At 66.8% G+C, this 20,301-nt stretch carries 17 protein-coding genes; 8 read left to right on the top strand and 9 right to left on the bottom strand.

All coding sequences use genetic code 11. The features are described from left to right. Positions 1–99: 99 nt before the first annotated feature. The 3 genes from ABQZ09_RS00380 to grxC all read right to left on the bottom strand — a co-directional run bounded on the left by ABQZ09_RS00380 (position 100) and on the right by grxC (position 2,361). A complete protein-coding gene (locus tag ABQZ09_RS00380) occupies positions 100–1,107 on the bottom strand; it encodes an isocitrate dehydrogenase (protein ID WP_010368534.1) in 1,008 nt (335 codons plus the stop codon). Positions 1,108–1,660: 553 nt separating this feature from the next. Then, positions 1,661–2,056: a carboxymuconolactone decarboxylase family protein gene (locus tag ABQZ09_RS00375; protein WP_039412241.1), complete on the bottom strand. Its 396-nt coding sequence runs from the start codon at positions 2,054–2,056 to the stop codon at positions 1,661–1,663. After that, entirely contained in the window at positions 2,053–2,361 is a 309-nt protein-coding gene (gene grxC / locus ABQZ09_RS00370; protein ID WP_349775824.1) for a glutaredoxin 3, read from the bottom strand. The genes ABQZ09_RS00375 and grxC overlap by 4 nt, the downstream gene beginning before the upstream one ends. 149 nt (positions 2,362–2,510) lie before the next feature. On the opposite strand from grxC, the gene ABQZ09_RS00365 reads away from it, so the two are divergent. The 8 genes from ABQZ09_RS00365 to lpxH all read left to right on the top strand — a co-directional run bounded on the left by ABQZ09_RS00365 (position 2,511) and on the right by lpxH (position 13,425). Beyond that, positions 2,511–4,157 carry a M48 family metalloprotease gene (locus ABQZ09_RS00365; protein ID WP_179454997.1) on the top strand — a complete coding sequence of 549 codons (1,647 nt, stop codon included), beginning with the start codon at positions 2,511–2,513 and terminating at the stop codon, positions 4,155–4,157. 186 nt (positions 4,158–4,343) lie between these two features. Continuing rightward, on the top strand, positions 4,344–5,033 hold the full coding sequence (phoB, locus tag ABQZ09_RS00360) for a phosphate regulon transcriptional regulator PhoB (RefSeq protein WP_002806631.1): 690 nt from the start codon (positions 4,344–4,346) through the stop codon (positions 5,031–5,033). A 73-nt stretch (positions 5,034–5,106) separates the two neighbouring features. Continuing rightward, on the top strand, positions 5,107–6,435 hold the full coding sequence (gene phoR / locus ABQZ09_RS00355) for a phosphate regulon sensor histidine kinase PhoR (protein WP_349775823.1): 1,329 nt from the start codon (positions 5,107–5,109) through the stop codon (positions 6,433–6,435). A gap of 120 nt (positions 6,436–6,555) precedes the next feature. Further along, entirely contained in the window at positions 6,556–8,658 is a 2,103-nt protein-coding gene (ppk1, locus tag ABQZ09_RS00350) for a polyphosphate kinase 1 (protein WP_039563912.1), read from the top strand. A gap of 62 nt (positions 8,659–8,720) precedes the next feature. Further along, complete coding sequence (gene ppx / locus ABQZ09_RS00345; protein WP_349776095.1) at positions 8,721–10,241, top strand: exopolyphosphatase; 1,521 nt, start codon at positions 8,721–8,723, stop codon at positions 10,239–10,241. Between the two features lie 216 nt (positions 10,242–10,457). Then, positions 10,458–11,594: a glycosyltransferase family 4 protein gene (locus tag ABQZ09_RS00340; RefSeq protein ID WP_349775822.1), complete on the top strand. Its 1,137-nt coding sequence runs from the start codon at positions 10,458–10,460 to the stop codon at positions 11,592–11,594. Then, on the top strand, positions 11,575–12,117 hold the full coding sequence (locus ABQZ09_RS00335; protein WP_184386751.1) for a phosphatase PAP2 family protein: 543 nt from the start codon (positions 11,575–11,577) through the stop codon (positions 12,115–12,117). Before ABQZ09_RS00340 ends, ABQZ09_RS00335 begins: the two co-directional genes overlap by 20 nt. Before the next feature lie 564 nt (positions 12,118–12,681). Continuing rightward, complete coding sequence (gene lpxH, locus ABQZ09_RS00330) at positions 12,682–13,425, top strand: UDP-2,3-diacylglucosamine diphosphatase (protein WP_349775821.1); 744 nt, start codon at positions 12,682–12,684, stop codon at positions 13,423–13,425. A 109-nt stretch (positions 13,426–13,534) separates the two neighbouring features. On the opposite strand, the gene ABQZ09_RS00325 is transcribed toward lpxH, so the two are convergent. The 6 genes from ABQZ09_RS00325 to ABQZ09_RS00300 all read right to left on the bottom strand — a co-directional run bounded on the left by ABQZ09_RS00325 (position 13,535) and on the right by ABQZ09_RS00300 (position 20,274). Further along, positions 13,535–13,954 (bottom strand): hypothetical protein, encoded by a 420-nt coding sequence (locus ABQZ09_RS00325; RefSeq protein WP_349775820.1) that lies wholly within the window; start codon positions 13,952–13,954, stop codon positions 13,535–13,537. Positions 13,955–14,085: 131 nt separating this feature from the next. Next, positions 14,086–15,339: a zinc-dependent metalloprotease gene (locus tag ABQZ09_RS00320; RefSeq protein ID WP_184552631.1), complete on the bottom strand. Its 1,254-nt coding sequence runs from the start codon at positions 15,337–15,339 to the stop codon at positions 14,086–14,088. 445 nt (positions 15,340–15,784) lie between these two features. Next, entirely contained in the window at positions 15,785–16,609 is an 825-nt protein-coding gene (locus ABQZ09_RS00315; RefSeq protein WP_349775819.1) for a ferritin-like domain-containing protein, read from the bottom strand. Between the two features lie 126 nt (positions 16,610–16,735). Continuing rightward, complete coding sequence (gene purF / locus ABQZ09_RS00310; RefSeq protein WP_039412221.1) at positions 16,736–18,202, bottom strand: amidophosphoribosyltransferase; 1,467 nt, start codon at positions 18,200–18,202, stop codon at positions 16,736–16,738. 30 nt (positions 18,203–18,232) lie between these two features. Then, the gene (locus tag ABQZ09_RS00305) at positions 18,233–18,979 is read right to left on the bottom strand and encodes a CvpA family protein (RefSeq protein WP_184552635.1); all 747 of its coding nucleotides are present in this window, start codon (positions 18,977–18,979) and stop codon (positions 18,233–18,235) included. A gap of 215 nt (positions 18,980–19,194) precedes the next feature. Beyond that, positions 19,195–20,274 carry an SPOR domain-containing protein gene (locus ABQZ09_RS00300; RefSeq protein ID WP_184552637.1) on the bottom strand — a complete coding sequence of 360 codons (1,080 nt, stop codon included), beginning with the start codon at positions 20,272–20,274 and terminating at the stop codon, positions 19,195–19,197. Between the last annotated feature and the right edge of the window lie 27 nt (positions 20,275–20,301).

Here is a 20,301-nt window from a genome sequence, read left to right as displayed (position 1 = left end):
TCCCTGCGATCGATGGCATGGAGTGGCTTCAGACGTTTCCAAGCAAAAGAAAGGGCGCCCTGGGCGCCCTTTCTTTTTTGTGCGGCGTTGCCAGTGCGCTCAGAGGCGGCTGGCGATGGCCTTGGCAAAGCCCATGGTGTTGCCGGTGCCGCCCAGGTCGGGGGTCAGCGAGTCCTTGGCTTCCAGGGTGGCCACGATGGCTTCGCGCAGGCGCTCGGCGTTCTGCGGCTGACCGATGTGGTCCAGCATCTGCGCGGCGCCCAGCAGCAACGCGCACGGGTTGGCCTTGCCCTGCCCTGCAATATCCGGTGCCGAGCCGTGCACGGCTTCGAAGATCGCCGCGTCCAGACCGATGTTGGCGCCCGGGGCCAGACCCAGGCCGCCGACCAGACCGGCACACAGGTCGGAGATGATGTCGCCGAACAGGTTGGTGGTCACGATGATGTCGAACTGCTCTGGACGCATCACCAGCTGCATGCAGGTGTTGTCGACGATCATTTCCTGGAATTCGATTTCCGGGTACTGCGCAGCCACGTCACGTGCCACCTTCAGGAACAGGCCCGAGGTCGACTTGATGATGTTGGCCTTGTGTACCGCGGTGACCTTCTTGCGGCCAGTGGCGCGCGCCAGGTCGAAGGCGTAGCGTACGATGCGCTCGGAGCCCTTGCGGGTGATCCGGGTACCGGAGAACGCGGTCTCGCCATCCTCGGACACAGTCTGGCCTTCGCTCAGGTAAGCACCTTCGGTGTTCTCACGAACGGTGATCAGGTCCACGCCATCGGCGAAACGCGACTTGGTGTTCGGGAACGACTTGGCAGGACGCACGTTGGCGTACAGGTCGAACTTGCGACGCATGGCGACGTTGATCGAGCTGAAACCCTCGCCGACCGGCGTGGTCAGCGGGCTTTTCAGCGCCACCTTGTTCTTGGTGATCGACGCCAGGGTGGACTCGGGCAGCAGATCGCCGTGCTTTTCCAGCGCGACCAGGCCAGCGTCGGCGTACTCGTAGGTCAGGCCAGCTTGCAGCGCATCGAGCACGAACAGCGTGGCATCCATGATCTCCGGGCCAATACCGTCGCCGCGGATGACCGTGATTGTCTGCGTCATATCGTTGGGTTTCCGAACTTGAAGGGGGGAGCGCCAGCCGTCGAACCCGGCAGATCGGCGCAAGGAGGTTTCACGGGCAATTATGCCCGATGCCGGTGAAGGCGCCCAAACCGACCTTGGTCTAAGAGCGGCAGGCAGGGCCCGGCGGTGGCTGCGCGGCCGACGGATGCGGACGCCTCCGACCCTTGCCAGGCCAGGCTGCCTGGCGGGCGCATGCGCGACGACGCAAACCACAGGTGCCGGCGGCCGTGCGAAGACTGCCGCCTACCGAGACCCCGGCATCAACGCGTCAACCTGCCCCCAAACCCCTGCCCGCCCCGAGCACCCGACCGTCCTGCGCGGCGCTTACTTCGACAGCGCAGCGGAGCCCACCAATGCGTGCGGCCGGCGTACGCCGCCGCGGGCACCCTCGCCACGCACGCTGTCGGCGTGGGGCGGCCGAGCACCCAAACGCAACGCGCCGCCCTGACAACGGCGCGCGACTTGCCTTTGACGAATTCCCGATCCCCGATCGCCAATCCCGAGCGGCATGCAGCCGCCCGGGCTCGGCCTCTCACTCGTGCGCGTGCTGCGCCGGCGCCTGCGCGCCGCCTTCGAGCTGGTCGAGGAAATCTACTGCGCGGCGCAGATGCGGGATCACGATGGAGCCGCCGACCACCAGTCCGACCGAGAAGGTTTCGAAAAATTCTTCACGGCTCACGCCAGCCTCTTTGCACTGGGCGACGTGGTAGCTGATGCAGTCGTCACAGCGCAGCACCATCGAGGCCACCAGACCGAGCAGCTCCTTGGTTTTCACGTCCAGCGCACCGGCCTGGTAGGTCTGGGTGTCCAGCGCAAAGAAGCGCCGCACCACCTGGTTGGGCTCGGCCAGGATGCGCTGATTCATGCGTTGGCGAAATTCGGTGAACTCGCGCAGGCGGTCGGCGCTGCCGTCATCGGAACCACTCATACCTGCCCGCCCGTGCTGCCGGCCAGCAGCGGCTCGAGCTTGCCAGCGCGATGCAGGGCCATCATGTCGTCGTAGCCGCCCACATGGACGTCGCCGACGAAGATCTGCGGCACGCTGGTGCGCTTGGCCAGGGCGACCATCTTGTTGCGCTCGGCCGGGTCCAGGTCGATGCGCACCTCGGTCCAGGTCTGGCCCTTGCTCTTGAGGAAGTTCTTGGCGGCCACGCAATACGGGCAGATGGCGGTGGAATACAGGGTGATATGTGGGCCGCCGGCGGCGTCCTGCACGGTATGGTCTTGGCTCACGGGAAACTCCGTGGTTGGTCTGAGGTCTGACACATGGTAGCGGGCGACTGGAATTTCCATGTCGTCACCGCAACACTGTGGATTAATTGCCGATTCACGCCGCTGCGCTGCGCTGCCCGCATGCTCCGCGCATCACCTGGGAGTTCCACTTGCGCCTGCTTCCGCTCGCCACCGCCCTTACGCTGGCCGTCGCCGTGGGCGTGGCACCCGCGCAGGAAAGCCGCCTGCCCGATATCGGCTCCTCGGCCGGCGAGCTGCTGACCCCGGCGCGCCAGGCCGAGTACGGCAAGATGATGCTGGCCGAGCTGCGCAATTACGACTACGTGCTGGACGACCCGCTGATCGGCGACTGGCTGCAGACCATGGGCACCCGGCTGGGCGCCAACAGCGATCAACCACAGCAGCCGTTTACGTTTTTCATGTTGCGCGACCGCCAGATCAATGCGTTCGCCACCCTGGGCGGCTATATCGCGGTCAACGCCGGGCTGGTGCTGACCGCCGAGCGCGAGGACGAGGTGGCGGCGGTGCTGTCGCACGAAATCGCCCACGTCACCCAGCAGCACGTGCTGCGCGGGGTGGAACGCGCGCAACGCGACCAGATCCCGATCCTGCTCGGCATGCTGGCCGCGGTGGTCGCTGCGCAGCAGGCCGGGGGCAACTCCAAGGGCGATGCCACCATGGCCACCATCACCAGTGCGATGGGGCTGATGCAGCAACGCCAGATCGACTACACCCGCTCCAACGAATCCGAGGCCGACCGACTGGGCATCCGCACGCTGGTGCGCAGCGGCTACGATGTGGACGCGATGGCCGGCTTCTTCGAGCGCATGTCGGTGGCGATGCGCGCCAACGAGGGCGGCTACAGCGCGCCGGACTTCCTGCAGACCCACCCGGTCACCACCACCCGCATCAGCGAGGCCAAGGCGCGTGCCGAGCAGATGAAGAAGAACACCGTGGTGCTGACCACCTCGGTGCCGGGCGGAACGCGCCAGGAACGCGTGGACCCGGCGGACCCGAGCCTGTCGGAGCCGTTGAGTCGCAACGGCAACGCACTGCTTCCCTATACGCTGCGGCTGCCGGTGGATGCACTCAGCCGCGGCGGCGACCAGCAGGGTTTCGACTGGGCCAAGGAACGCCTGCGCGTGCTCAGTGCAAGCACCCCGGACGCAGCCATTCGCGAGTACGAAAACCTGCGCCGCAGCGCCAAGCAGGGGCTGAGCGATGCGCAGCGCTACGGGCTGGCGCTGGCGCGGCTGCGCAACAGCGGCGGCCGGCCCAGCGAGCCGGTGGCCGAGCTGACCAGCCTGCTCGAGACGCACCCGGACAACCTGTGGCTGGCGCTGGGCCTGAGCGAGGCGCAGGCGCGCGTGGGGCAGCGCGAAGCGGCCAATGCGCGCTTCGATGCGCTGCTCAAGCAACTGCCGAGCAACCGGGCGGTGGCACTGACCTATGCCGGCGCGCTCAACGAGCAGGCCAGCAAGGAGTCCGGCCAGCGCGCGCGGCAGGTGCTGGAACCGTTGCTGTACCGCAGTGGCGAGGACCCCCTGCTGCAGCAGACCTATGCGCGTGCCTGCGAGCTGGCCGGTGACCATCTGCGCGCCAGCGAAGCCTATGCCGAGTCTGCTTACTTGAATGGTCGCCCGGAGCAGGCGCTGATCCAGCTGGAAGCGCTGAAGAAGAAGGACCTGGACTACGTGACACGGGCGCGCGTGGATGCCCGCATCGCCGCGATCACGCCAACGGTGCTGGAGCTGCGCCGTCAGGGCATCCGCGACCCGGACCTGTCCACGCGCTGATGTCGCCGGGGTGCGACGAGCCGGCCCGACCGCCACATCCTGCCACCGTCGACACCGGCACCGCGCTACCAGCCCAGCCCGCTTCACAGAACCGCAGCCTGGCTGCAGCCTGCGTCCGGCATGTCACATTAGAGTCACAAAACCGTAGTCTACTGGCGATCACCAAAGCCAGACGGTAAGCCCCGCGTGCAGAAACGCATTCTGATCGTCGATGACGAACCCGCGATCCGCGACATGGTGGCGTTCGCGCTGCGCAAGGGCGAGTTCGAGCCCATCCACGCCGGCGACGCCCGCGAGGCGCAGACCGCCATCGCCGACCGCGTGCCCGACCTGATCCTGCTGGACTGGATGCTGCCCGGCACCAGCGGCCTGGATCTTGCCCGCCGCTGGCGCAAGGAGCAGCTGACCCGCGAGATTCCGATCATCATGCTCACCGCGCGCGGCGAAGAGAACGACCGCGTCGGCGGCCTGGAAGCCGGCGTCGACGATTACGTGGTCAAGCCGTTTTCGGCACGCGAGCTGCTGGCACGGATCCGTGCGGTGATGCGGCGCACCCGCGAGGACGACGAGGACGGCAGCGTGGCCGTGGGCCGGCTTCGCATCGATGGCGCCGCGCACCGCGTGTTCGCCGGCGATGCGCCGGTGCCGATCGGCCCGACCGAATATCGTCTGCTGCATTTCTTCATGACCCACCCCGAGCGCGTGTACACGCGGACCCAGCTACTGGACCATGTCTGGGGCGGCAGCGTGTATGTGGAAGAGCGCACCATCGACGTGCACATCCGCCGCCTGCGCAAGACGCTGGAGCCGTTCGGCCTGGAGAACATGGTGCAGACCGTGCGTGGCTCGGGCTATCGTTTTTCTTCGGCGACCTGACGTGCCGCCAAGCCGCCCGGCCGCACTCTGGCCGGAGCGGCTGCCCACCTGACGCTTCGTGATCACGCCTTCCATGCCCCAACATATCCGTTCCGCCTGGCTCAAGACGCTCGGCACCCTTGCGCTGTTGTTGGGCGCTGCCGTCGTGGCCGGCGTGCTGATCGGGCATGTATGGATGGCGCTGACGCTCACTGCATTGGGCGTCCTGGCCTGGCATTACTGGCGGCTGCGTCAGGTGTTGCGCCGGCTCACCGCACGCCAGCGTGCCGAGCCTGCTGCCGGCGTCGGCGCCTGGAACGAGCTGGACCGGCTGCTGTATCGCAGCCAGGCCGAAATGCGCGGACGCAAGCGTCGCCTGATCGACATGCTGCGCACCTACCGCGCCGCCGCGCAGGCGTTGCCGGATGCGGTGGTGGTGGTGGACCGCAACAGCCAGCGCGTGCAGTGGTTCAACAAGGCCGCGGGCGGCCTGCTTGGGCTGCATCATCCCGGCGACATGGGCGTGTCGGTGGTGGAACGCCTGCAACCGCTGCCGCTGGCACATTGGCTGGCGGCCGGCCGCAATGCCGAGCCGATGCTGGATGCGGCCTCGCCCGTGGACCCGGACCTGCGCTTGAACCTTCGCCTGATCCCGTACTCGGACGACTACTGGCTGCTGGTGGCGCGCGATGTCAGCAAGCTGCTGCGCCTGGAGCAGGTGCGCCGCGATTTCGTGGCCAATGTCTCGCACGAGCTGCGCACGCCGTTAACGGTGGTGCACGGCTACCTGGACATGCTCGACCCGGAAGACTTCCCGGACTCCGGCCCGATGCTGGCGGAGATGCGCAAGCAATCGCAGCGCATGGCGCAGCTGGTGGAAGACCTGCTGACCCTGTCGCGACTGGAATCGCAGGAAGAGCTCGGCGAAGAACACGTGGCGATGGCGCCGATGCTCTCCACCCTGCGCCGCGAGGCCGAGGCGCACAGCCAGGGCCGGCACACGGTGGAAGTGATCGACGAGGCCGGGGTGGATCTGCTCGGCTCCAACAAGGAACTGCACAGCGCGTTTTCCAACCTGGTGACCAACGCGGTGCGCTACACGCCCGGCGGCGGCACGGTGACGATCCGCTTCGTGCGCGAAGGCGACGGCGCGGCGCTGGCGGTGCGCGATACCGGTTACGGCATCCCCGCCTCGCATCTGCCGCGCATCACCGAGCGCTTCTATCGCGTGTCCAGCAGCCGCTCGCGCGAGAGTGGCGGCACCGGGCTGGGGCTGTCGATCGTCAAGCACATCCTGGGCCTGCACCAGGCGCGCCTGGAGATCGAAAGCGAAGTGGGACGCGGCAGCGAATTCTCGTGTCATTTCGTCGCTGCACGCATCGTGCAGCGCGAGCACTCCCTGCCACTGTCACGCTCGGCGTGATATGTAGGGAGCGCGCGTCGCCACCGGCCGCGCTGCAGCTGCGCACACAGCGTGTCCGCGCCGCAGGGCGATGCGCTTGCGGCGACCACGCACACCAATTCCGTCTTGATGACCGACTCCATGGGCCACGCCAAACAACTGCACGACATCACGCCGTCTGAGGACATCGCCACCGATCCGTTGCGTGATCCGGCGCTGTACATCAACCGGGAACTGTCGCAACTGGATTTCAATTTCCGGGTGCTGGCGCAGGCACTGGACGAGCAGGTTCCGCTGCTGGAACGGCTGCGCTTTTTGTGCATCTCGTGCACCAATCTGGACGAGTTCTTCGAGATCCGCGCGGCCACCGTGCGGCATGCGCAGGAGTTCGGCCTGCCGCCGGCCCCGGACGGGCTGAGCCCGACCGCCATCCTCAACGCGGTGCATGACCGCGCGGCCAAGCTGGTCGAGCAGCAGTACCACGCATGGAATGAAGTGCTGCGCCCGGCGATGGAAGATGCCGGGGTGGCCGTGCTCGGTCGCTCGACGTGGAATTCCCGCCAGAAGCGCTGGCTGCGCGCCTACTTCCGCAACGAGATCATGCCGGTGCTGTCGCCGTTGGGGCTGGACCCGGCGCACCCGTTTCCGAAGATCCTCAACAAGACCTTGAACATCGTGGTGGTGCTGGAAGGCCAGGACGCATTCGGGCGCGCCGGCCATCTGGCCATCGTGCGTGCGCCGCGCTCGTTGCCGCGCATCATCCAGTTGCCGGCCAGCCTGTCGCCGGAAGGCGCGCAGAGCTTTGTGTTCCTGTCCTCGGTGCTGTCCGAGTTCGTGGACGAGCTGTTCCCGGGCATGCAGGTCAAGGGCTCGTACCAGTTCCGCGTCACCCGCAACTCCGAACTGGTGGTGGACGAGGAAGAAGTCGAAAATCTCGCGCTTGCGCTGCGTGACGAGCTGGTTACGCGCGGCTACCGGCCGGCCGTACGGCTGGAGATCGCGCACGATTGCCCGGCGCCGATCATGCGTACCCTGCTGCAGAACTTCGGGTTGAACGAGAACGCGGTGTACCGCATCGTCGGGCCGGTCAACCTGAGCCGCGTCACCCAGGTCTACGACCTGGTGCAGCGCCCGGAGCTGAAGTACCCCGCGTTCAATCCGCGCACCTTGCGCGACAGCGAGGGCATCTTCCAGATCGTCAGCAAGGGCGATGTGTTGCTGCATCACCCCTTCGATGCGTTCACCGCGGTGCTGGATGTGATCCGTCAGGCCGCCGTCGATCCGAACGTGCTGGCGATCAAGCAAACGCTGTACCGCACCGGCAAGGATTCGCTGATTGTCGATGCATTGATTCTGGCCGCGCGCAACGGCAAGGACGTCACCGTGGTGGTGGAGCTGCGCGCGCGCTTCGATGAAGAGGCCAACCTGGGCCTGGCCGACAAGTTGCAGGAAGCCGGCGTGCAGGTGGTCTACGGCGTGGTCGGTTTCAAGACCCACGCCAAGATGCTGCTGATCGTGCGCCGTGAGGGACGCAAGCTCAAACGCTACGTGCACCTGGGCACCGGCAACTACCACAGCGGCACGGCACGCGTGTACACCGACATCAGCCTGATCACCGCTGATGCGGAGATCGGCAACGACGTGCACATGCTGTTCCAGCAGTTGTCCGGGCTTGCGCCGCGCATGAAGCTGGATCAGCTGCTGCAATCGCCGTTTACGCTGCATGCCGGCGTGCTGAAGCGGATCGAACGGGAGACGCGCTTGGCCCGCAATGGCCGCCCCGGCCGCATCATCGCCAAGATGAACGCGCTCAACGAACCGCAGGTGGTGCGTGCGCTCTATGCCGCCTCGCAGGCCGGCGTGCAGATCGACCTGATCGTGCGCGGCGCCTGCACGCTGCGGCCCGGCGTCCCGGGCGTGTCGGACAACATCCGCGTGCGCTCGATCGTGGGGCGGTTCCTGGAACATAGCCGGGTGTACTGGTTCGGCAATGACGGTGCGGCCGAGTTGTACTGCGCCAGTGCCGACTGGCTGGAACGCAACCTGCTGCGCCGCGTGGAAACCTGCTTCCCGATCCTGGACCCGGACCTGGCCAAGCGTGTCTACCGCGAAGTGCTGCAGAACTACCTGGACGACAACGTCAGCGCGTGGGAACTGGATGCCGAGGGCGTGTACCACAAGCGCACGCCGGCACCGGGCGAGCCGGCACATTCGGCGCAGATGACCTTGCTCGACCGGATCTGAGAGGCCGCGGCCGTGGCCTCTCACGTGGCCAACGGCCCATCGGCTACCATGCGGCCATGCCAATGCCCTCCCCCACGATTCCGCCCCTGCGCGATGGCGATTTTCTCGCCGCCATCGACCTAGGCTCCAACAGTTTCCACATGGTCATTGCGCGCTACCTGATGGGTCAGCTGCGCGTCGTCGACCGCCTGCGCGAGACCGTGCGCATGGCCGACGGCCTGGATGGCAAGGGTGGCCTGTCCAACGAGGCGCGCCAGCGCGCGCTCGAATGCTTGGCACGTTTCGGTCAACGCATCCGCGAAGTTCCTTCGCTGCGCGTGCGTGCGCTGGCGACCAACACGGTGCGTCAGCTGCGCTCGCCGCAGGCCTTCCTGATGCCGGCGGAGACCGCGCTGGGCCATGCGATCGAAGTGGTCAGCGGGCGCGAGGAAGCGCGCCTGATCTACCTGGGCGTGGCGCATGCGCAGCCGCCCAAGCCCGACCAACGCCGGTTGGTGATCGACATCGGCGGCGGCTCGACCGAGTTCATCATCGGCCGCGGCTTCCAGACGCTGGAACGCGAAAGTCTGCAGGCCGGTTGCATTGCCAGTACGCGGCGGTTTTTCCCCGGCGGCAAATTATCGAAGAAGAAATGGAAGGATGCGCTGACCGAGATCGGCGCCGAGTTCCAGCAGTTTGCCGGCCAGTACAAGGCGCTGGGCTGGCATGAGGCGATCGGCTCATCCGGCACGCACAAGGCCATCGGCGAGATCTGCGCGGCGATGAAGCTGACCAAGGGCGCGATCACGGCGCAGGCGTTGCCGGCGCTGCGCGATGAACTGCTCAAGGCCAAACGCATCGAAGACATCCAGTTGCCCGGCCTTGCCGCCGAGCGCCGCCCCATCATCGCCGGCGGCATCCTGGTGCTGGAAGCCGCGTTTCAGGCTTTGGGGCTGGAGAAGCTGATGGTCAGCAAGGCAGCGATGCGCGAAGGCATCCTGTACGACATGCTCGGCCGCGGCGGCGAAAACGACCCGCGCGACAGCTCGGTGGCCTCGCTGGTGCAGCGCTATGGCATCGATGAAGTCCAGGCGCAGCGCGTGGAAGCCACTGCCTGCCGGCTGTTCGACCAGGTCTGCGAATCCTGGCAACTGGACGGCGACGATGCGCAGGTGCTGCGCCGCGCCGCACGCCTGCACGAGCTGGGGCTGATCATTGCGCACAGCCAGTACCACGTGCACGGCAGCTACATTCTGGAACACTCGGATATCGCCGGGTTTTCCCGGCAGGAGCAGCAGGTGCTGGCGTCGCTGGTGCGCACGCATCGACGCAACGTGCCCAAGACCGCGTTCGAGGCCCTGCCCGACCGCCTGCTGCTGCCCACCCGCCGCAAGGCCGCGCTGCTGCGGCTGGCGGTGTTGCTGCACCGCGCGCACGAGTCGGACCCGATTCCGACCCTGGAACTCACCGCCGACGACACGCGGCTGTCGTTGATCCTGGCGCAAAGCTGGATCGACTCGCGCCCGCTGCTGCGTGCCGACCTGATCGGCGAAGTCGAAAGCATGGCCGGCCTGGGGATTGCGTTCAAACCGTTTGTGACCTGAGGCCTTCGGCCTCAGGCGGGATTTGGGGATTCGGGATTGGGGATTTGTTGATCCCGGCAGACCATGTGTTGCGGGCTTTCTGACATTTGCACAGCCCGCTCCTGCGAATCCCCAATCCCGAATTCCCACTCCCGTCGCGCTTGTCACCGCCACGTCTTATCGGCGCAACACCAATGCCATCGCCTTGCCCGAAGCTAGCGAAAACGGGAGAACGGCATGCGCTATGCGATCGTTACCGAAACCTATCCCCCCGAGGTCAACGGTGTTGCACTGACCGTGCACGGACTAGAAACCGGTCTGCGCGCACGCGGACACCAGGTGGATGTGGTACGTCCACGCCAGAGCGCCGACACCGTACCGAGCGCAGCGCTGCTGGTGCGGGGCGCGTCGCTGCCGCGCTACCCGGGATTGAAATTCGGCCTGCCGGCCACGCATCGCCTCATTCGCCATTGGCGCACGACGCAACCGGATGCGATCTACGTGGCCACGGAAGGCCCGTTGGGCTGGTCGGCGATGCGTGCGGCACGCCGGCTGGGCATTCCGGTCGCTTCGGGCTTCCACACCCGCTTTGACGAATACCTGCCCGACTACGGCGCGGCCTGGCTGCAGGGCACCGCATTGCGCTGGATGCGGCGGTTCCACAACCAGGCCGATGCCACGCTGGTGCCCACTCGCGAGCTGCTGCAGTTTCTGCGCAACGACGGCTTTGCACGCGTGCAGCTGCTGGCGCGCGCCGTGGACAGCCAGCAGTTCGATCCGCGCCGTCGCGATCCCGCGCTGCGCACCGAATGGGGCATCGATAGCGACGGCTTTGCGGCGATCTATGTCGGGCGCATCGCCAACGAAAAGAATCTGCCGTTGGCGATCCTGGCATTTCGCACGCTGCAACGGACCCGCCCCAAGGCGCGCTTCGTCTGGGTGGGCGATGGCCCGGCGCGCGATAAGATCGCGCAGGAGCACCCCGACTTCATCTTCTGCGGCATCCAGCGCGGCGAGGCACTGGCGCGCCACTTCGCCAGCGGCGACCTGTTTCTGTTTCCCAGCCGCAGCGAGACCTTCGGCAACGTGACGCTGGAAGCGATGGCCAGCGGCGTGGCGACGGTCGCCTTCGACTACGGTGCCGCACGCGAATATCTGCGCAGCGGCCAGAACGGCGCAGCGGTGGACTCCGACGATGCATTCATCCAGGCCGCGGTTGCGCTGACCCAGGACGACGCACTGCGCCAACGCCTGGGTATGGCCGCAGCACAGGCAATGAAACGCCTGCATCCGGACAACGTGGTGTCCGATTTCGAAGCCTTGTTGCTGGGCATCACCGCGGCACGGGGGCGTTATGTCGTCAACGCGGCTTGAGGTCTTGCGCGGCCATGAAGCGCGCTGGTGCAGGCGCGCCAATCACTGGTGCCGGCGCCACCCGGTACGGCGCGCCTTCGCCACCATCAGCCGTCTGGGCGATGGCGTGTTCTGGTACAGCCTGATGGGCCTGCTGGTGGTGCTCGACGGCATGGACGGGGTTCGCGCCTCGGCGCATATGGCCGCCACCGGCGTGCTGGCATTGACGCTGTACAAGGCGCTCAAGCGCTGGACCCGACGCCCGCGCCCCTACGCGGCCGATGTGCGCATCCGCGCGTGGGTGGCGCCGCTGGACGAGTTCAGTTTTCCGTCCGGCCATACCTTGCACGCGGTGTCCTTCAGCATCGTGGCACTGGCGTACTACCCGTGGCTTGCCCCGCTGCTGGTGCCGTTTTCGGCCGGCGTGGCGCTGTCGCGGGTGGTGCTGGGCTTGCACTACCCCAGCGATGTGCTGGCGGCCACGGCGATCGGCGTGCTGCTGGCAAGTCTGTCGTTGTGGGGGCTGCCGGCGGTGTTGGGGTAAGCGCTGGCGGTTTGCGTGAGGGCGGCTTGCTGACAGGTAAGCGGCAGGGCAAACGGACAGTCACCAGGACGGCGCCAAGTAAGCAGCAAGGCCTCTTCGCCGCGGCCTTCTCCCGCCGGGACATGTCCTCCTTTGTGGGGGGAGAAGGTGCTCCCGCAGGGGAGGATGAGGGTTCGTGCGAAGCCTCATTCATTTGCCGTCGATTGGTGTTTCGCACAAGTCGAAAAGGCCGCGACGCAGCAATTGCGACTTCAGCGCGTGGCTTCGCCCCGTACCCTCACCCCTACCCCTCTCCCGCAGGGAGAGGGGATCTTGCGCTGAAGGTATGCGGTGACCTGACGCAAAGTTGCCCACCCAAGCGTATGTCCCACCGCGCGTACGACTGCAGGATTTCTGACGGCGATCGCCAGCATCCGGCGTAGTTGCAAGAATCGTTCGCACACCAATCGCTGCGCAGCCGAAACGATTCTCCGCTTCCCGCTTCCCGCTTCCCGCTTCTCCGCTTCCCGATTCCGATTCCCCTTTCCCCATTCCCGCCCCGTCCTGCCGCCGTACAATGGCGCAATGACGACCCTGTTCATTTCCGACCTGCATCTGGACCCGGCCCGGCCGGCAATCACCGAGCTGTTTTTGGACTTTCTGCGCACGCAGGTGCCCGGCAGCGACGCGCTGTACATCCTGGGCGATCTGTTCGAGGCCTGGATCGGCGATGACACGCCCTCCACCGCTGCCGATGCGGTCGCGGTGGCACTGCATGCGGTGGCCGACGCCGGCGTGCCGGTGTTCTTCATGGCGGGCAATCGCGATTTCCTGGTCGGCGACACCTACGCGCGGCGCGCGGGCTTCCGCATCCTGCCCGACCCCACCGTGATCGATCTGTACGGCCATACGACGCTGTTGATGCATGGCGACCTGCTGTGCACCGACGACACCGCCTACCAGGCGTTCCGCGCGCAGACGCGCGACCCGGTGTTCCAGTCGCAGTTCCTGGCCCAGCCATTGGCCGCGCGCGTGGCATTCGCGCAGCAGGCACGTGCAGCCAGCCAGGCACGCCATGCCGAACTCAAACAAGGCGACCAGTCGCGCTTTGAGACGGTCACCGACGTGTCGCCGGCCGAGGTGGAGGCCACCTTTGTCCGCTACGGACTGGATCGAATGATTCACGGGCACACCCACCGTCCCGCGATCCACACGCTGCAGGCCGGCGGGCAGACCTGCACGCGCATCGTGCTGGGCGACTGGTACGAACAAGGTTCGGTGCTGCGCGTGGATGCCGATGGCGTGTCACTGGAGCAGCTGGCGCTGTAGTCCACGCGGCGCGGCGACAGCGCGCGCAGGCATCAGGCGTTCGGCGCGCTATACGCTGTTCAACCCGCCCGGCTCGGCGATGGAGACGCGAGCATTCGAGTGCACGACATCATTGCGTGCTACGTGCACGCTCGGCGTAGTCGACGAAATCGGCATTGACCACGTCGTACCAGAGCAATGTGCCATCGGCCTGGACGCGGAAGCGGTCACGCATCGGGCTGGTCTGCGGGTCGCCCGGGCAGCCGTCGCCGTGGCGCTCGCGCACCGCGAAGTCGAAGGCGTCCGTGGACGGCACATCGCCGTCTTCGTCGATGATGCTGATGCAGTTGTCCGGGTAGGCGTGGTCGCTCTGCAGCCGCGCTTCGAGCACATGCAGGGCGCGGGCCCGGGCATCGTTGGCGGTCGCCGGCGCCGGGGCTTCCACGGTGGGCGTGGGTGCGGTGGCGGCGGGCTCGGCCGGTTGCTGGCGGCAGCCGGCAGCGGCTAGTGCGACCAGACACAGCAGCGCATAACGCAGGAAGGTGGACATGAGGGCTCCGCTCGACAGGACGTGGCCGGCAGCGGCCGGCGGTGCGTCTAGTCTGCGCGATCGCCGTGCCCGGGTGTAGCGCATTGGCCCGGCACCTGCCGGTGCCGGACCGTGTGGAACGCGCAGCAGGATCAGCGGAAGCCGGCGATCGTGGCCTTGGTGTTGACCAGCACGCGCTGATTGTCGGCGGTGCTGGCATTGCCCATCGGCACGCCGTTGTAGCTGATGTTGGGGTTGGACCAGTAGTTCAACCGCGGGCAGCCGCTGGTGCAGTCGTAGGCCATGATGGTGCGCCAGCTGTTGCCGTAGCGGTAGCCATGGCCGTACGCATAGGGCGAGGTGCTCGGGTCGTTGGTGGCATCGTGGCGCGCACTCTGCAGATGCCCGATTTCATGCGCGAAGCTGTAGTAGCCGGTGGCGCAATCCCAGTACACCGAGGCGAAGGCGCTTGCGGCGGTCGAGCCGATCCCCGACGCCAGTCCGCAGTAGCTACTGTTGTCCAGCACGATCACGCCCACATCCGCGGTGTAGGTGTTGCGGCTGGTGTGGATGCTGTCCATGTAGCCGTCGTTGGTGACGCGGAAGCGCTGCAGGTCGGTGGTGAAGTTGCCGGTTTCGGTGTAGCTGGTGGTCTCGTAGCGCGCCAGTTGCAAGGTGATGCCCACGTTGCTGTTGATGTAGCCCTGGTTGGCCTCGGCCACCGCCAGCTGCACCAGCGATTGCATGTTGCCGCCATAGGCGGTGACCGCCTTGTTGGTGGCGACCACCAGCACGCGGATGGTGGCCGGGCTGCCGGACGATGCGGCGGCGGCGGTGACGCGTCCGTCGCCGGGCATGTCGAAGCGCGGCAGCAGGCTGTATTCGGCCGGATGCTCCTGCGGCATGCGCTGCTCGTCCACCTGCACCAGCACGTGGCGGCCATCGGCGAGCGGACGCAGGCGATACAGCTTGCCGGCGTAGCGGATGGTGCCGGTGACGGTGTCGCCGCTACGCACCAGGATGGCCGAGTTCAACGGGTCCACACCCGACAACGTGCGCGCGCGGGTGCCGGCACGCGGGCCGAGGTTGCCATACCAGACGCTGTCGCCGCCTTCCAGCGCATCCACCTTGGCTTGGGTGGCGGTGATGGTCTGGCCGTCCAGCTGCAGTTCCAGCAGTTTTTCCGTCGCGGTCACCGCGCCGGCGTCGAGCTGGACCACCTGTGCGTTGGCAGTGGACGGGGCGGTCAGCAGGCGTTGCAGCGCAGGTTCGGCTGCAGCGGTGGCAGTGGCGCTGCGGCTGAGCGCCGGGCCGGTCTGGTACAGCGGCTTGCCGGCAGCGGCGGCCGACCCGGCCAGGCACATGGCCACCAGGCCCAGCGTGGTGCACATCGACTTCGACTTCATCGTCTCTCTCTCCTAAGACATGGAAGTAACGGATGCGAAACACCGGGCCCCTGTCCCCGGGACGTCATTAGGGCGCGCCACAAAGGACAGATTGCAAGTTGTTACAAAGGAAAATTACAGTTTTGTGATGTTTGCCGATGACTGGATGCGATTCCGGCGGCGACATGGAAGGAACCAGCGCACAGTCCGGTGCGAGTCGCGGCACCGGGGGAACGCAGCGGCGAGGACACGTGCAGAATCTGGGCAGCACGCTGCCCCGCTGCATGCTGGGGGCGTTGCGTTGGGCCATGCGCAGTGCGGGACAACGGCAGACCGGTACGATCAGCGCACCGCTTGGCGTTCGGTCAAACCAAATGACAGCGACACTGGCTGATCGGTTTACGCGCTCGGCGGCGCGGTGTCGGCACGCATGCCACACCGTCTCGTGCGCGCATCGGCGCAGCGATCAGCCGGCCTGCTCCACCAGATCGGCCAGTTCATCCTCATCGAACCCGGCGAGCAACCGCGCCTGGATATTGAACGGCCCATGCAGGTAGCCGCCGGCGTACTCGCGCAACAGGGCCTTGAAGCGCGCACGCGGCTCGACGCCGGCCTGTTCGCAATACCAGCGGTACCACCGCGAGCCGGCCGCGACATGGGCCACTTCTTCGCGCAGGATGATGTCCAGCACGTCGGCGGTTGCCGCATCGCCGAGCGAGCGCAGCTTGACGATCATCGCCGGTGTCACGTCCAGGCCACGCGCTTCGAGCACGCGTGGCACCAGGGCCATGCGTGCCAGGCCGTCGTGCGCGGTTTTCTCGCACATTTCCCACAAGCCGTTATGCGCGGCAAAGTCGCCATAGTCGTGGGCATGCGCCTGCAGGCGCGCGCGCAGCAGCATGAAGTGGCGCGATTCGTCGTCGGCAACTGCCACCCAGTCGGCATAGAACCCCTCCGGTAGCCCGCGAAAGCGATACACCGCATCCCAGGCCAGATCGATGGCATTGAGCTCGATATGGGCGATGGCATGGATGAACGCGGCGCGCCCTTCCGGTGTTCCCAATCCGCGTCGCGGCAGCTCGCGTGGATGCACCAGGATTGGTGTTGGCGGCCGCCCCGGCATGCGGATCGGTTCGGGCGCAGGCGCCGCCGAATCGATCATGAGATGGCCTGCGCGAAAGGCCGCGGCGTACTGCTGGGTCAGTGCAACTTTCTGCAGCGGGTCGGCCTTGTCCAGGCACAGGCGCGCAGCAGCGAACAGATCGATGCGTTCGAACGAACCGATGCTCATGCCGTCGGCCACGAGTGACCGCTTGCAGCAGCCACCCAGCACGCCCGCAAGCGCCCGCAGGCGTCCTGCCTTGCACAGCTTGCCGGCAGCATCAGCGCGGCCAGTCGGCCGCGCCACCGCGGTGACTCAGGCGCGACGACGCTTCTTGGCATCGTCCGAGCGCAGCTGCTGGATGCGTTCGAAATAGCCCGGCTCGATGCCGGTGATGTACTCGCCGTTGAAGCACGAGGAATCGAACTGCTTGATCTCCGGATTGCCTTCGCGCACGGCCACTTCCAGGTCTTCCAGATCCTGGTAGATCAGCCAGTCGCAGCCGAGGAATTCCTGGATTTCCAGCTCGCTGCGGCCATGCGCAATGAGCTCTTCTGCCGCCGGCATGTCGATGCCGTAGATGTTGGGGTAACGCACCGGCGGCGCGGCCGAGGCCAGGTACACCTTGCGTGCGCCAGCGTCGCGCGCCATCTGCACGATCTGCCGGCTGGTGGTGCCGCGCACGATGGAATCGTCCACCAGCAGCACAACGCGGTTGCGGAATTCCAGATGGATCGGATTGAGCTTGCGACGCACCGACTTCTGCCGTTCGCCCTGCCCCGGCATGATGAAGGTGCGGCCCACGTAACGGTTCTTGACGAAGCCCTCGCGGTATTTCACGCCGAGCACGTTGGACATTTCCAGCGCCACATCGCGCGAGGTATCCGGGATCGGAATGATGGTGTCGATGTCGTGGTCCGGACGCAGGCGCAGGATCTTTTCGCCCAGCTTCAGGCCCATGCGCATGCGCGCCTTGTGCACCGAGATATTGTCGATCATCGAATCGGGACGCGCGAAATACACGTATTCGAAAATGCACGGCGCGTTGTTGGTCGGCGACGCGCACACTTCCGAGAACAGCTCGCCACGCGCGGTGATCACCAGCGCTTCGCCCGGGCGCACGTCGCGCACGCGCTGATAGCCCAGGATGTCCAGCGCGGCCGATTCGGAGGACACGATGTATTCGGTGCCTTCGGCGTGCTCGCGCTTGCCCAGCACCAGCGGACGGATGCCGTGCGGGTCGCGGAACGCCACCAGGCCCAGGCCCAGTACCACGCTGACTACCGCGTAGCCGCCCTTGCAGCGGCGGTGCACACCGGCCACCGCGCGGATTGCCGCTTCGGGGGTGAGCATGCGCTGCGCGTCCAGCTCGTAGGCGAACACGTTCAGCAGCACTTCGCTGTCCGAATCGGTGTTGATGTTGCGGCGGTCGGCTTCGAACACCTGCTGGCGCAAGGCCTCGGTGTTGATCAGGTTGCCGTTGTGCGCCAACGCGATGCCGTAGGGCGAGTTGACGTAGAACGGCTGCGCCTCGTCCATGCCTTCCGAACCGGCGGTCGGGTAGCGGCAGTGCGCGATGCCGACGCGGCCTTCGAGCACCGCCATCTTCTTTTCGTCGAAGACGTCGCGCACCAGGCCATTGGCTTTTTGCACGCGCAGGCGCGTGCCGTCTGCGGTGGCGATGCCTGCGGCGTCCTGCCCACGATGCTGCAGGACGGTCAGGCCGTCATACAGCTGCCCGGCGACGTTCTGGTTGCCGACAATACCGACGATGCCACACATGGTGCGCGTTCTCCGCTTCGGCTTGCGCCGTTACTGTGAAGGTGGCCGTGCCTGGCCTTGGGATTCGACCCGAGCCGGGTCGCTTTCTCCGCCGCGAACCTGCGCCGGATCGATATTGGCCGGCATCGCCTGCGTCGGATCACGTCCGTCGCTGGCAGCTTTGCCGGGTTTGCCAAGCGCACGCGTGATGGTGTCGCCCAGGCCGGAACCGCCAAGTGCCTTGCCCAGGTCCGTATTATCGCCTGCCGAGGGCAACTTCCCCAACTCCGTTGGCAAGTTGCCGAGTTCCATCGATGGCATCTCCATCGATGGCATCCGCCAGGCCGGCAGCTGCGCGCGCATCCAGCCCGCACCGGGCTGGAGCATGGGCAGCAGCACTGACTGGCGCCAGGACGGCTCCCGCGGCAGCGGGGTGAAGCCCATCAGCAGCACCAGCACGCTGGCCAAGAACGCGCCGCGCACCACGCCCAGGCCGAAGCCGAGCATGCGGTCGGTGCCGCCAAGCTTGACCGCGTCCACGCCGGCGCGGATCAGCATGCCGATCACCGCCACGCTGATCAGCACGCCGACAAACACCATGGCGTAGCCACCGAACGACTCGGTGGCCGAGGGATGCTTGCCATCGGCCAGCCAGCGCGCCGCCGCGCCGCCGAACAGAAAGGTGGCCCAGCCGGCCAGCAGCCACGACAAGGTGCCGACCACGATGGCGACGAAGCCGCGCAGCAGGCCCAGCAACGCCGACACCACAATGATGACGCCCAGCACCATGTCGATCATTGGCGAGGTCTCCGCGCGGCGCGCGCGCCGTTACTGCATTCTGGCTCGGTCGTCATTGCCCTCCCCTCCGTGGGTGCGAGGCGTTCAAAAATCCAGCCGCAGCCGGCAGCGCAATGCGGGCAGCTAGCGGACACATGGCGGTGCGCCAGCCGTGCAGTGTACGAGCGGCTGCCACACACGCAGCGGCCGCGCTTGCTTGCGGCCGGCGCAGGCGTTTATGGATGCGGGCGCACCATGCCGGAAATGCCGACCTTGGCGGCGACCTGCGCACGCAACTGCTCGGCATCGCCGCGATTGGCCACTGGCCCGACACGCACGCGGTTGAGCGCGCCCTTGTCGGTACGAACCTGTTCGACGAAGGCGCTGAAGCCGGCGGCGCGCACGCGGTCGCGCAGGGCGTCGGCATCTTCGGCGCGCCCGAATGCGCCCAGCTGCACGGCAAACCCGACGCCGCTCGCGGCAGGTGCTGGCGGCGCGGTCGGCGCAGCGGCAACCGGCTTGGCAACTTCGGGCTTGGCAGGTTCTGGCTTGGCCGGCGCTGCCTTGGCAACATCTGGCTGGGCGGGTGTCGGCTTGGGCGCTTCGGCCGGCTTGGGTGCCGCTGCGACCGGCTTGGCCGGTTCCGGCGGAAGGCTCTCGGTCTTTGGCGCAGCCGGCGCGCTGGCAGCGGCCACGCTGCTGCTCGGTTTTGCAGTCGGCGCGGGCGTCGGCGTCGCGACCGGTGCCGGTGCGGCGGCATTCGCGTCCAGCGTCACCACCTGCGCATTGACGTCGCTGCGCACCTTCACTGCCTGCAGGCGGGCCGATTCGGCCTGGGCCTGATCGGCATACGGCCCCACGCGCACGCGCCAGGCGGGGCGGCCACCGATCTGGGTCTTCTCGCTGAAGCCAGGCAAGTTCGCCTGCTTGAGCCGCGCAATCACCGCATCGGCATCGGCGCTGGTGGCATACGCGCCAAAATTCACCGCGTAGTTGCCGGCCGCCACTTCTGGCGCCGACGGCGCGCTGGAGGGGTTGGCCAGATCGGCGGCATCCGGGTTGTCCTGCACCGCTGCAGGCGCGCTGGGGGCACCCGCCATACCCAAGGCGCCACCAGCCGGTGCATTGCCCGGAGTGACCAGCGGCAATTCACGGGTTTCGAATTCGCCATTGCCGGGCGCGGCAGGCGCTTCGAGCGGGACGTCGGCCACGCCGCTGGATGGCGCGGGGCCCTTGACCAGCATCGGAAGGAAAATCACGGCAAGTGCCACCAGAACGATGGCGCCAATCAGTCGCTGTTTCAGAGCAGTGTCCACAGAAGAGAGCTAAAGGCGGCGTGGCGG

Source organism: Xanthomonas sp. WHRI 6106 (genome assembly GCF_040202405.1).
In the GTDB taxonomy this organism is placed as follows: Bacteria; Pseudomonadota; Gammaproteobacteria; order Xanthomonadales; family Xanthomonadaceae; genus Xanthomonas; species Xanthomonas cannabis.
Note: the sequence above shows the minus strand (reverse complement) of the source record. Positions and strands in the feature narration are given on the sequence as shown.